Consider the following 12423-nt stretch of genomic DNA (forward strand, 5'->3'; position numbering starts at 1 on the left):
CTCGCACCACGAAGTGGGGAGAGGAACCCAGGTCCTGCAGCAACGGTGAAACCGCAGGCAGAACCGCTCAACCTCTTCTACCCGTCAGCGTCATGTCGAATTCGACGACGTTGGAATAAATCGGCGCGCCGACATCCATGCCATAGCGCGACCGCAACACCTTGCCTGTGACGTGGAACTTTATCGTGCCCGCCTTGAGGCCGCCGAGCTCGGCCGTGAACTTTTCCTGAAAGGTCTTGCCGCGCGCCGTCAGCCGGCCGGTGACAAGGGCCGACGTGTCGCCGGTGCGTTTGACGCTGGTCGAACGGAACTGGATCTCCGGATTGTTGGTCGCGTCGAAAACCGCGTCCGAGCGGAGAAAGGCGTCGATGCGGCTTTGGCCGGTACCGACGCTTTCGGGGAAGATGGTGAAATTGACCTGGGACCGGCCGACATCGCTGTTGTCGATAAGGATATTGCCCTTGAAGCGGGAGAAAGCACCGTCGAGCCCGCCGCCGCCGAGCTTGGCGATGGAGAAGTGGATGCTGGAACTCCCTGGGCTGATCGTGTAGCTGCCGGCCGCCTCGCCAAGGGCAACGGCGGCGAAAACAGGCATGGCACAACAAGCGGCGGCTGCCGCAAATCCGAAGATGCGCGCGTACATGGAAATGGTCCTCTTGGCAGGCAACGCTTTCTTGCGTCCTCGCCCCATGAACGAATGAGCCGCCCGCTCTATTCCGTCTCGCGATGTGACGAAGCCGTGATCATGCGCGTCAGCACGGTATCCCTCAGCCAGAAATGATGACGCAGCGCAGCAGCGAGATGCAAAGCGACAAGTCCGATGCCGGCATAAGCGAGATACCAGTGCGTCGCTGCCCAGAAGCTTTCTGCCATGTCCGATTCACTAAGCGGCAGATTGGGCATGACGAACAGATTGAACGGCACGCTCGGGATCTCCAGCACCGAGACCGAGACCAGCGCCCAGCCGGACAGCGGCAGAGCGAGCTGAAAAGCATAAAGCGCAAGATGGACAAGCGGCGCCATGCGGCGCTCGAAAGGGCCGACTGAGCGCGGCAGCGGCGGGGCCGGTCTGCCAAGGCGCCAGGCGATGCGCAGGATGACCAGCCCAAGCAGCAGGAAACCGAAGGATTTATGCAGCTGAATCAGCTCGAAGGCGGTGCGCTGGCTGGACAGCCGCACCATGACGAAGCCGAGCACGAACTGGCCGATAAAGAGCGCCGCGATCAGCCAGTGAAGGATGATCGCTGTCCAGCCGTAGCCGGTCGGCTGGTGTTTGGGCAGTGCTGACATGGTCTGTGAACGAATGCCAGGTCGGCTTTCTTCCATCCCGGAAAGGCGGTTTCCACTTATGTTTGGAGACGACCAATTGCCGGTGCCAAGGGCCGTAAGACGAGCATTCACGCCGAAATAGATTGCCCTCCGCAGTTCCGACGGTGCCCCTATGTACTCACTTTGAAGAAATCGACAAAGGCCCTGAGCGCCGGCCGCATCTGGCGTCGGCTCGGATAATAGACGAAGAATCCATCGAAGGGCGGGCACCAGTCCTCCAGCACGCGAACGAGCTTGCCGGCGGCGAGCGGGTCGCGGACATAGTCCTCGAACACGAAGGCGAGCCCGGCGCCGTCAACCGCAGCATTGGCAATCAGATGGTCCTCGTCGAGGATCAATGGCCCTTGCACCGGGATTTCGATCTCCTCGCCGTTTTTCTCGAATTCCCAGCGATAGATGATGCCGCTGGAGAAGCGGAAGCGGATGCAGCGGTGAGCGGCGAGATCGCGCGGATGCTGCGGCTTGGGCCTGGTCTCGAAGTAGGATGGCGTGCCGACCACCGCGCCGCGAAGGTTCGGCCCGATGCGCACTGCGATCATGTCGCGCTGCAGGCTCTCGCCCAGCCGCACACCGGCATCGAAGCCGCCCTCGACCACATCGGTGAAGCGGTCATCGATGACGATCTCCAGCACGATGTCGGGATAGGCAGCCGCAAAGGCGCCGAGCCTTGGCGTCAGCGCCAGGTGGGCGGCGGTGCGCGGCACGGTCAGCCTGAGATTGCCCGCCGGCCGGTCGCGCGCCTCGATCGCCGATTCCAGCGCCAGGTCGATTTCCGACAGCGCCGGCCTGAGGCGCTCGAGCAGTTGCGCGCCCTCCTCGGTCGGAGCGACGCTGCGCGTGCTGCGCGCCAGAAGGCGCACGCCGAGGCGCGCTTCCAGGCTGGACACCGCGTGGCTGACCGCCGACGGCGCGATTGCCAGCTCCTTGGCGGCGCCGCGAAAACTGCCGCATTGCGCGACCGTTGCCAGCACGGCAAGCTGTGAAAGATAGGTTCGCTTCATTGATCTATTTTTGGGAACAGCCCGTGCAAATAAGAGGCAATTATCGAACGCTGCGCAAGACGGTATCTCCGTGGCATCACAACCATCACAACAAGGAGACACGTGATGCAAACCCGCAAGCTCGGCAATGAACTCGACGTCTACCCAGTCGGCCTCGGCTGCATGGGGATGAGCTTTGCCTATGGTGGCCAGCCGGAGGCGGAGGCGATTGCCACGCTGCGCCACGCCGTTGAGATCGGGGTCAATTTCTTCGACACCGCCGAGGTCTATGGCCCCTACGAGAACGAGATCCTGGTCGGCAAGGCGCTGAAGCCGGTGCGTGATCATGTGACGATCGCGACCAAATTTGGCTTCAAGATCCTCGAAGAAGGCAGCGGCACCGAGCGCATGGCTGGCGTCGACAGCCGCCCGCAGCATGTCAAGGCGGTGGCCGAAGCGTCGTTGAAGCGGCTGGATACCGAGATCATCGATCTCTACTACCAGCACCGCGTCGACCCGAGCGTGCCGATCGAGGATACGGTCGGCGCCATGGCCGAGCTGGTACGCGAGGGCAAGGTGCGGGCGCTCGGCCTGTCGGAGGCGAGTGCGGCGACCATCCGCCGGGCGCATGCCGTGCATCCGATCGCCGCGGTGCAGAGCGAATATTCGTTGTGGAGCCGCGATCCGGAGGAGGAGGTGTTTGCCGTCTGCCGCGAGCTCGGCATCGGCTTTGTCCCCTATAGCCCGCTCGGCCGCGGCCTGCTCACCGCCACGATCGCCAGGCCCGATGTTCTCGGCGCCGACGACTGGCGCCGGGGGTTGCCGCGCTTCCAGGCCGACGCCATGGCGGCCAATGCGGCGGTCGTCGCCGTGCTGGAAAAGATGGCCGCCGAGAAGGACGTGGCGCCGGCGCAGCTGGCGCTCGCCTGGGTGCTGCATCAGGGCGACTTCATCGTGCCGATCCCTGGTGCCCGCAAGATCGGACATCTCGAACAGAATACGGCGGCAGCCGATATCGTGCTGAGCCAGGCCGAAGTGGCATCTATTGGCGACGCCCTGTCGCCGGAAAAGGTGGTGGGCAAGCGCTATACCGACGAGCTGCTGGCCCTGGTCGACGGGTGAAGGGCAATCGAAACGGGCGTTTCGGCACCCCGTTTGGAGTGCCGCAGCGGTGCAAAATAATTGCGAGAAATTGGCGCGACCTCCGTCCTACCGGACATCTCCGCCTCAAGGAGGAGATTGGACGTCACCTCGGCTTTCGCCAATCACCGGCGGCGCCGGAAGGGCGGGCAGGGCGCTGGAACTGCCAATCTCCCCTCTTGCGGGAGATGCCCGGCAGGGCAGGTGCCTCGCGCCGACATTCTACCAAGGCACGACAGTAATCTCCGGCCAGCACTCCTGTGCCCGCCTGCCCTTCATCTCATGGGTCCGCTGATTATCCAGCACCCTATTCGGCGTGATGCGGAACGAAAAGATGTCGTCGAGCCCGAACGGCGCCACCAGATCGAGGCGCCCCTCGGCATCGAAGCGGACGCCGACGGCATGCGTCTTCGACGCAAAATAGCTGACCGATTCGCTAGCGCTCATATAACGCGGGCATTCCTGCCCGAACTTGCTCGGATACCACAGATGCACCCGCGCCTGATTGCGCACCTCGACCGGCAGCTTAAGCCCTTCGAAATGCCCCGCTGCACAACGAATGACCAAATCCTCGGCCTCGTAGGACAGATCGCTCTCATCGAAATAGAACAGGTCGACATCTTTGATGCCGTACCCCGAGGGCTTTCCGGTCAGATGATTCCAGACGCTGTTGTAGAGCGCGCCGGAGACGACCAGCCAGTCGGGCAGGCCTAGCACCCGTACCCGCGACAGCGTCTCACTGACCAGCGGATCGGCTGAGACGATATCGAGAAAGACTGCACGCTGTTCCTCGAAGGGCAGCCCTGAATAGCGCAAATGGTCCATCGCCCTTTGGACGGCGATTCGCCAGGCGCTCGCAACCCCTCAGCCGCGCAGCACGCCGCCGGTCTGCTTGTGCACATTCTCGACGATGCGCTTGGCCAGCGCCTCGAAATCCTCATCGGTCAGCGTCTTTTCGACCGGCTGGATCGACACCTCGATGGCGATCGATTTCTTCGCCGCGCCGAGGGCTGCACCCTCGAAAACATCGAACACCGAGACGCCGGAAATCAGCTTCCTGTCGGCGGCTAGGGCGGCGCGAACGAGTGTGCCGGCTTCGACCGCCTTGTCGACGACGAAGGCGAAGTCGCGCTTGACCGCCTGGAAGGCGGACAGATCGAGCCTTGGCTTTGTCCGCGTCGGCTTGGCCTTCGGCTCGGGCACCGCATCAATGAATACTTCGAAGCCGCAGAGCGGGCCGGAGACGTCAAGCCCTTCCAGCGTCTTCGGGTGGAATTCGCCGAATGTGCCGAGCACGACCTTCGGCCCGAGCTTGATCGTGCCGGAGCGGCCGGGATGATACCAGGCCGGGCCGCCGGCCTCGATCTGCAGCCGCTCGACCGGCGCGCCGCAGGCTTCGAGTGCTGCGATCGCATCGGCCTTGGCATCGAAGACGCCGACGGCGCCGGCGCTGCCCGCCCAATGGCGGCCGGGGCCCTCGAGCTTGGCGGTGCCGCGCCGCACGCCGGCGGCAACGCGCCGCTGCTGGTCGGCGCCGTCGCCCTCATAAGTGCCCGACACTTCGAACAGCGCGACATCGCCGATGCCCTTGTCGGCATTGCGTTGCGCTGCCGCGATCAGCCCCGGGAGCAGCGACGGCCGCATGTCCGACATATCGGCCGCGATCGGGTTGGCAAGCTTTAGCGCCTGCTGGCCGCCGCCGAACAATTCGGCGTGTTTTGCCGGAATGAACGACCAGGTGACGGCCTCCATCATGCCGCGCACGGCAAGCGCCCGCTTGGCGGCGCGGGTGCGGATCTGCAGCACAGTCAGGATCTTGGCGTTGACCGCATCGTGCGAACCAAGCGGCTGCGGCGCGATATTGTCGACGCCGTGGATGCGCATGACCTCCTCGACCAGGTCGGCCTTGCCGTCGACATCCGGTCGCCAGGACGGGACCGCTACATTGACGACATCGCCCGTGCCCTCCGGCCTGAAGCCGAGGCGGGCAAGAATGTCGAGGCTCGTCGAGCGCGGCACTTCGATGCCGGTCAGCCGCCTCACTTCCGACAAAGGGAACGAGACGATCTTCGGCCGATGGCCGGCATAGCCGACGACCTCGGTTTGCGCCGGCGTGCCGCCGCAGAAATCGAGCACCAGCTTCGTTGCCAGCTCCACGCCGCGAACCATCATTTCCGGGTCGACGCCACGCTCGAAGCGGTAGCGTGCATCGCTGATGATGCCGAGCGTGCGGCCGGTGCGGGCGGTGGCGATCGGGTCCCAAAGCGCCGACTCGATCAGCACATCGGTGGTGTTCTCGTCACACCCGGAATGCTCGCCGCCCATGATGCCGGCGATCGATTCGATGCCGTCCTGGTCTGCGATCACGCACATCTCAGGCGTCAGCGTGTATTCGCGGCCGTCGAGCGCCAGCACCTTTTCGCCGTCACGCGCCCGGCGCACGGTGAGATTGCCGGTGACCTTCCCAGCGTCAAAAACATGCAGCGGCCGACCGCGGTCGAAGGTGACGTAATTGGTGATATCGACGAGCGCGCTGATCGGCCTCAAGCCGATGGCGAGAAGCCTTTGCTGCAGCCATTTCGGCGACGGTCCGTTCTTGACGCCGCGCACCAGGCGCAGGGCAAAGCCGGGGCAGAGCTCCGGCGCTTCGATCGTCACCTTGATCGGCGTCGCGCCTTTGCCGGGGATCGGCTCTATCGGCGCGCTCTTCAGCGTGCCAAGCCCACTCGCCGACAAATCCCGGGCGATGCCATGGACACTGGTGGCGTCCGGCCGGTTCGGCGTCAGATTGATCTCGATCAGCGGATCGTCGAGATGGGCATAGGCGGCGAAACTGGTGCCGACCGGCGCATCGGCCGGCAGGTCGATGATGCCGTCATGCTCTTCGGATAATTCGAGCTCACGTTCGGAGCACATCATGCCGTGGCTGTCAACGCCACGGATCTTGCCGACGGTCAGCGTCACGTCGATGCCGGGGATATAGGTGCCCGGTGCCGCAAAGGCGCCGATCAGGCCGGCGCGGGCGTTCGGCGCTCCACACACGACCTGCACCGGCGGCTTGCCGTCGCCGGTGTCGACGGTCAGCACGCGAAGCCGGTCGGCATCTGGGTGCTGCACCGCCGTCACCACCTTGGCGATGACGAAGGGGGCTAGGCTCGCCCGGTCGTCGACATGCTCGACTTCAAGGCCGATCGAGGTGAGACGCTCGACGATTTCCGCCAGCGAGGCGTCGGTCTCGAGATGGTCTTTGAGCCAGGAGAGGGTGAGTTTCATGACTGTGTTCCGTCTGGTCTGGGCACGTTGCACTTGAAGCTATGCGGCCGCGCGTCCGACATGTGCAGGAAGGCGAGCTGTCCGCGGATTTGCTGCTGCAGCCCGCTCGTCACGCGCTCAGGCCACCGAACAGCGTTGGCATGTCGAGCGGCCTAAAACCGTAATGCGAAAGCCAGCGGACATCGGCGTCGAAGAAGGCGCGCAGATCCGGCATGCCGTATTTCAGCATGGCGATGCGGTCGATGCCCATGCCCCAGGCGAAGCCCTGGTATTCGTCAGGATCGAGGCCACCGTAACGGAGCACATTGGGGTGCACCATGCCGCAGCCGAGGATCTCCATCCAGTCGGAGCCTTCGCCGAAGCGCACCTCGCCCGGCCGCGAACGATCGCACTGGATGTCGACCTCGAGGCTGGGCTCGGTAAACGGGAAGAAGGACGGCCGGAAGCGCATCTTCACGCTCGGCACCTCGAAGAAGGCCTTGCAGAACTCCTCCAGCACCCACTTCATGTTGGCGACATTGGCCGATTTGTCGATCACCAGCCCCTCGACCTGATGGAACATCGGCGAGTGGGTGGCATCGGAATCCTGCCGATAAGTCTTGCCGGGGATGACGATGCGGATTGGCGGCTTCTGCATCTCCATGGTGCGGATCTGCACCGGCGAGGTGTGGGTGCGCAAAAGCTTGCGTTCGCCCTGCGCGTCCGGCTGGAAAAAGAAGGTGTCGTGCATCTCGCGCGCCGGGTGGCCTTCCGGGAAGTTCAGCGAGGTGAAGTTGTAATAGTCGGTCTCGATGTCGGGACCTTCGGCGATGGCAAAGCCGAGATCGCCGAAGATCGCCGCGATCTCGTCGATGACCTGGCTGATCGGATGGATGCGGCCGCGCTCGGCCGGCGATTGCCTGACCGGCAGCGTCACGTCAACCTTCTCGGCGGCGAGACGGGCCGTAATCGCCGCGTCCTTCAGCTCGGCGCGGCGAACAGAAAGCGCCTCGGTGACGCGGTTCTTGAGGCCGTTGATCGCCGGGCCCTTGACCTGGCGCTCCTCGGCGCTCATCGAGCCAAGCGTCTTCAGCATCTCGGAAACCGAGCCCTTCTTGCCGAGGGCCGAGACACGCACCGCCTCGATCGCCTGCTCGTCGGCGGCCGAGGCAATCTCGGCCATCAGGGAATGTTCGAGAGTTTCCATGTCACTCATGTTCCAGATCCGATTGGAAGCAAAGAAAAACCCGCGCCAGCCCTGCCAGCGCGGGTTTCCCAAATCAAGTGTCGAATAGCTTGGGAAGCGCTGGTCTTAAGCGACAGCGCTTTCAAAAGCATTCGGCGTGGTGTTCTTGAGATATTCGAGCGCGACCTTGGCCTTGGCCACGAGTGCGGCGAAGGCCTGCGGCTCGTGGATGGCCATATCCGACAGGATCTTGCGGTCGATCTCGATGCCAGCCTTGTTGAGACCGTCGATGAAGCGGCCGTAGGTCAGGCCATGCTCATGCGTCGCCGCATTGATGCGCTGGATCCACAGCGCGCGGAACGAACGCTTGCGATTCTTGCGGTCGCGATAGGCGTACTGTAGCGACTTTTCCACCGCCTGCTTGGCGATCCGGATGGTGTTCTTGCGACGGCCGTAAAAACCCTTGGCGGCTTTCAGGACCTTCTTGTGCTTGGCGTGCGAGGTGACGCCTCTCTTTACGCGTGCCATGTCATGATCTCCTTAAACGTTGTCCAGGCCGAATGCTCTAAAGGCCGTTCGGCAGAAAATTCTTGATGACCTTCTTGCCGTCCGGTTCAGCCAGAACCATCGTGCCGCGGGCATTTCGAATGAACTTGTTGGAACGCTTGATCATGCCGTGACGCTTGCCGGCCGCAGCCGACAGAACTTTACCCGTACCTGTGATCTTGAACCGCTTCTTGGCGGCCGACTTGGTCTTCATCTTGGGCATTTTGCTACTCCGTTTATATGCGCACCAATGCGCTTTTTGTTCGCTTCAGGCCGACCAAAGCCCGAAAAGCAAATGAAACCGCCACGGCATGCCCTGCCGGGCGGTTTTTTGGGAACGGCGGTCCTATACGTCAAAGCGGGCTGGCGCGCAACACCCCGTGCCCAGCAACACTGTACTCAGCAACACTGCACTCAGGGGAGACGGAACAGCACCGGCAATATGCCGGACTGCTGGGCGCCGTCGATCAGTTCGAAAGCCGGCAAGGCAACCAGGAAGACCAGACCGTCCAGCAGCGTGGTTCGCAGCAGGCGCGGCTTGAAGCCGCCGGTGTCGCCTTCCTGGTACAGCGACAGCTTCGGAAAAAAGCGCGGCACTTTCGCCAGGTAGGCCTGGTATGGCGCGCCGAGAACCTCTTTGAGGAATTTCTCCTCGCGCAGGATAACGATGTAAAAGGCACCAGCGCAGAGCGCTGCAAAGCCGATCGTGGCGGTGATCGAGCCGATCTGTGCGCCGACACCGGCGGCAGCTAAAGTAGAGAAGACATAGAGCGGGTTGCGGGTGATCGAATAGGGGCCGCCGGTCACCACTTCGGAGGATTTGCGACCGCCGATATAGAGCGTCGACCACAAGCGTCCGACGATGCCGAGAAAGATCAGCACGACGCCAACCATTTCGATCGTTTCATGCACAGGCGTATCGGGCGGAAAAACCGACTGCCCGAACAAAAGCATCGCGAACAGGACGACGACGACGACGGCAAGCACCATCCTGCGCGTGTGCTGGTAGCTGCCCAGCCCATATTTGGCTTCCGAATGCTTGACGTCATTGACCATGTCGGGAATCCGATCGTCGAGGGAACCAGAGCGTCTTTGCTCTCGCCGGCGATCGCAGCGTCTGGCCAAGAAAACAGGCGCCCCGCCGATCGCCGGGACGCCTTGCAACATGATTCAGGCGGATTTTATGCACGTCGCCCAAAAGTGCGCAGCGGTTTTGCGACAACGACATGCACAAAACAGAACTAAAGCGCAACGCGCTTTAGCGGGGCGCCAGCACCATCATCATCTGGCGGCCTTCGAGCTTCGGTTCGGCTTCGACCTTGGCGATGGGCGCCACTTCCTCGCGAACCTTGTTCAGAAGCTGCATGCCGAGTTCCATATGCGCCATCTCGCGACCGCGGAAGCGCAATGTCAGCTTGACCTTGTCGCCTTCCTCGAAAAAGCGCCGGACAGCCTTCATCTTGGTCTCGTAGTCGTGGCTGTCGATGTTCGGGCGCATCTTGATCTCCTTGATCTCGATGACCTTCTGGTTCTTGCGCGCCTCGGCCGCCTTCTTCTGGTTGGCGTATTTCAGCTTGCCGAGATCGAGGATCTTTACGACGGGCGGCACTGCATTGGGCGATATCTCGACCAGGTCGAGCCCAGCCTCTTCGGCGAGCAGCAATGCGTCGTTGATGGAGACATCGCCGCGGTTCTGGCCTTCGGCGTCGATTAGCTGGACCCGGGGAACCCGGATGTCACGGTTGGAGCGCGGGCCTTCCTTGGTGGGCGCCGCTGCTTTGAAAGGTCTGCGAATGGTCGTGGTCTCCTTGAGCCGTTTCGTTAAGGGGTTCTTCAATTCAGAATTGCGAACGCGCAATGTGGTGAGCGCGCGGTCGGAGTCAATAGCACAGCATTCTCAGGAAATCACCTGCCCGATGAATGCTCCTCTGCACCAAGCGAAGAAAGTAGCAGAGCACTTTTCGTTGAACCCCCGCTTGTGCCAAAAGACCGGCGTGAGGGAATACACCATGAGCACCACCCCGATCTTCCTGGACGTCGACGGGACGAGCATCGCCGTCAGGCATGCGGCAGGTGCCGAGCCCGGCATCGTGTGGCTTGGCGGCTACAAATCCGACATGCTGGGCACCAAGGCCGAAACCTTGTCGGAATGGACGCGCAAAGAAGGCCGCGCCTTCCTGCGCCACGATTATTCCGGCCACGGCGAATCGAGTGGTGCCTTTGCCGACGGCACCATCTCGAAATGGCTGGGCGAGAGCCTGGCGGTTTTCCGCCGCTTCACCCGGGGCAGGCAAATCCTGGTCGGTTCGTCGATGGGCGCCTGGATCGCGCTGCGCATGGTGCAGGAGTTGCGCAAGGCGGGCGAGAACAGCGTCGCCGGCCTTGTGCTGCTGGCGCCGGCGCCCGATTTCACGTTCGAACTGGTGGAGCCGGTGCTGACCGGGGCGCAGAAGCGCGACCTCAGGAAAAATGGCTTTTTCGAAGAGCCGTCGGACTATTCCGCCGAACCGTACATCTACACGCGCGCACTGATCGAGGACGGCCGCAACAACCGGGTGATGACCGGGCCGATCGACACGCACTGTCCGGTCCACATCCTGCAAGGCCTGGCCGATCCCGACGTGCCGTCGAGCCATGCGTTGAAGCTGGTCAGCCTGCTGCCGGCCGACGACGTCACGCTGTCGCTCATCCCGGACGGCGACCACCGCCTGTCGCGGCCACAGGATCTCGACATGCTGGTGCGGACGGTGGACGCTATGGTGCGGCAGGCGGGATAGAGGCATGCGCATTTCCATTCCGGTGTCCGCCTTCGTCGCGGCGATCGTCGGCTTCGGCGGTACGCTGGCCATCGTCATTGCCGCCGCCAAGGCGGTCGGCGCAACGCAGGTCGAGACCGCAAGCTGGGTGACGGCGCTTTGCCTGGCGATGGCGATCGAGAGCCTGTGGCTGTCCTGGCGCACAAAAATGCCGGTCATCACCGCGTGGTCGACGCCAGGCGTGGCGCTGATCGCCGCGTCGACCGGCTTTTCAATGGGTGAGGCGGTTGGCGCCTTCGTCGTCACCGCGGTCCTGCTGATCACCACAAGCCTGTTCGGGCCCTTGACCAAGCTGATCGCCAGAATACCGGCGTCCGTCGCATCCGGAATGCTGGCCGGCATCGTCGTCACCTTCGCCATCAATGCGGTCAAGACCGTTCCCGTCGACCCTTGGCTGATCCTGCCGCTGGTTGCGGCGTTCTTCGTCATCCGCCTGTTCAACCCGGCACTGTCGGTGCTGCTGGTGCTGATCGGCGGCGGTCTCGCCGCCTTCCTCACCGGCCGGGTCGGCGGTCTGCCGGCACCGGAACTCTCGAGCTTGACGCTGGTGATGCCGCAGTTCACCGCCACTGCAATCATCGGCCTCGCCTTGCCGCTCTACCTCGTCACCATGGCCTCGCAGAACCTGTCCGGCCTCGCCGTTCTGAGGGCAGCCGGCTATCATCCCGAACCCGGGCCGCTGATCGGCGTCACCGGCCTGTTTTCGCTGCTGACGGCGCCGTTCGGCGCCTCGACCACCAATCTGGCGGCAATCTCGGCGGCGATCTGCACCGGGCCCGACGTGCATCCCGATCCGGCCGAGCGCTGGAAGACCGGGCCGTTCTATGCGTTGGCTTATCTCGTCTTTGCCCTGTTCGGCGCCTCGCTGGTGGCGATCTTCGCCGTATTGCCGCAGAGCCTGATCGCGCTGGTCGCCGGCCTGGCGCTGATGGCGCCGCTCGCCAATGCATTGTCGATCGCCTTGAAAGACGAGGACGAGCGGATGGCCGCCACGGTCACCTTCGCCGTCACCGCATCGGGGCTGACGCTGTTCGGCGTCGGCGCGGCGTTCTGGGGGCTGATTGCCGGATTAGTCGTGCTTTTCCTCGAAAATCTTAAAAAGCGATAATCATTTCAGCCGCTTGTCCGGTTTTGGCGATCGCTGTCTTGAATCGCCGTTTTCTCCATCCCATTT

General features: G+C 63.1%; 13 protein-coding genes. 3 read left to right on the forward strand and 10 right to left on the reverse strand.

Going from position 1 to position 12423, the window contains the following annotated elements; translation table 11 throughout:
* Positions 1-67: 67 nt before the first annotated feature.
* The 3 genes from NKH98_RS18540 to NKH98_RS18550 all read right to left on the reverse strand — a co-directional run bounded on the left by NKH98_RS18540 (position 68) and on the right by NKH98_RS18550 (position 2330).
* Positions 68-643, reverse strand: coding sequence for a YceI family protein (locus tag NKH98_RS18540; protein WP_352900438.1), 576 nt, complete (start codon positions 641-643; stop codon positions 68-70).
* A gap of 68 nt (positions 644-711) precedes the next feature.
* Positions 712-1290: a cytochrome b gene (locus NKH98_RS18545; RefSeq protein WP_352900441.1), complete on the reverse strand. Its 579-nt coding sequence runs from the start codon at positions 1288-1290 to the stop codon at positions 712-714.
* Between the two features lie 149 nt (positions 1291-1439).
* Complete coding sequence (locus NKH98_RS18550; protein WP_352900444.1) at positions 1440-2330, reverse strand: LysR family transcriptional regulator; 891 nt, start codon at positions 2328-2330, stop codon at positions 1440-1442.
* Positions 2331-2435: 105 nt separating this feature from the next.
* On the opposite strand from NKH98_RS18550, the gene NKH98_RS18555 reads away from it, so the two are divergent.
* Positions 2436-3431 (forward strand): aldo/keto reductase, encoded by a 996-nt coding sequence (locus NKH98_RS18555; RefSeq protein WP_352900447.1) that lies wholly within the window; start codon positions 2436-2438, stop codon positions 3429-3431.
* A 240-nt stretch (positions 3432-3671) separates the two neighbouring features.
* Here NKH98_RS18555 and NKH98_RS18560 read toward each other — a convergent pair whose 3' ends face one another.
* The 7 genes from NKH98_RS18560 to infC all read right to left on the reverse strand — a co-directional run bounded on the left by NKH98_RS18560 (position 3672) and on the right by infC (position 10228).
* Positions 3672-4274 carry a nucleotidyltransferase family protein gene (locus NKH98_RS18560; RefSeq protein ID WP_352900449.1) on the reverse strand — a complete coding sequence of 201 codons (603 nt, stop codon included), beginning with the start codon at positions 4272-4274 and terminating at the stop codon, positions 3672-3674.
* Between the two features lie 39 nt (positions 4275-4313).
* Positions 4314-6722, reverse strand: coding sequence for a phenylalanine--tRNA ligase subunit beta (gene pheT, locus NKH98_RS18565; RefSeq protein ID WP_352900451.1), 2409 nt, complete (start codon positions 6720-6722; stop codon positions 4314-4316).
* A gap of 109 nt (positions 6723-6831) precedes the next feature.
* On the reverse strand, positions 6832-7917 hold the full coding sequence (gene pheS / locus NKH98_RS18570) for a phenylalanine--tRNA ligase subunit alpha (protein WP_352800736.1): 1086 nt from the start codon (positions 7915-7917) through the stop codon (positions 6832-6834).
* A 96-nt stretch (positions 7918-8013) separates the two neighbouring features.
* Entirely contained in the window at positions 8014-8415 is a 402-nt protein-coding gene (rplT, locus tag NKH98_RS18575) for a 50S ribosomal protein L20 (protein ID WP_006201247.1), read from the reverse strand.
* A 37-nt stretch (positions 8416-8452) separates the two neighbouring features.
* On the reverse strand, positions 8453-8656 hold the full coding sequence (gene rpmI, locus NKH98_RS18580; RefSeq protein WP_006201248.1) for a 50S ribosomal protein L35: 204 nt from the start codon (positions 8654-8656) through the stop codon (positions 8453-8455).
* 191 nt (positions 8657-8847) lie between these two features.
* Positions 8848-9489 carry a methyltransferase family protein gene (locus NKH98_RS18585; protein ID WP_254815960.1) on the reverse strand — a complete coding sequence of 214 codons (642 nt, stop codon included), beginning with the start codon at positions 9487-9489 and terminating at the stop codon, positions 8848-8850.
* Positions 9490-9691: 202 nt separating this feature from the next.
* Complete coding sequence (gene infC, locus NKH98_RS18590; protein WP_023677573.1) at positions 9692-10228, reverse strand: translation initiation factor IF-3; 537 nt, start codon at positions 10226-10228, stop codon at positions 9692-9694.
* A 214-nt stretch (positions 10229-10442) separates the two neighbouring features.
* On the opposite strand from infC, the gene NKH98_RS18595 reads away from it, so the two are divergent.
* Positions 10443-11210, forward strand: a complete 768-nt coding sequence (locus tag NKH98_RS18595) for an alpha/beta hydrolase (RefSeq protein ID WP_352900454.1) — start codon at positions 10443-10445, stop codon at positions 11208-11210.
* Positions 11211-11214: 4 nt separating this feature from the next.
* Positions 11215-12357 carry a benzoate/H(+) symporter BenE family transporter gene (locus NKH98_RS18600; RefSeq protein ID WP_352900456.1) on the forward strand — a complete coding sequence of 381 codons (1143 nt, stop codon included), beginning with the start codon at positions 11215-11217 and terminating at the stop codon, positions 12355-12357.
* Positions 12358-12423: the final 66 nt, after the last annotated feature.

The sequence above is a fragment of the Mesorhizobium sp. M0833 genome, from assembly GCF_040319905.1.
In the GTDB taxonomy this organism is placed as follows: Bacteria; Pseudomonadota; Alphaproteobacteria; order Rhizobiales; family Rhizobiaceae; genus Mesorhizobium.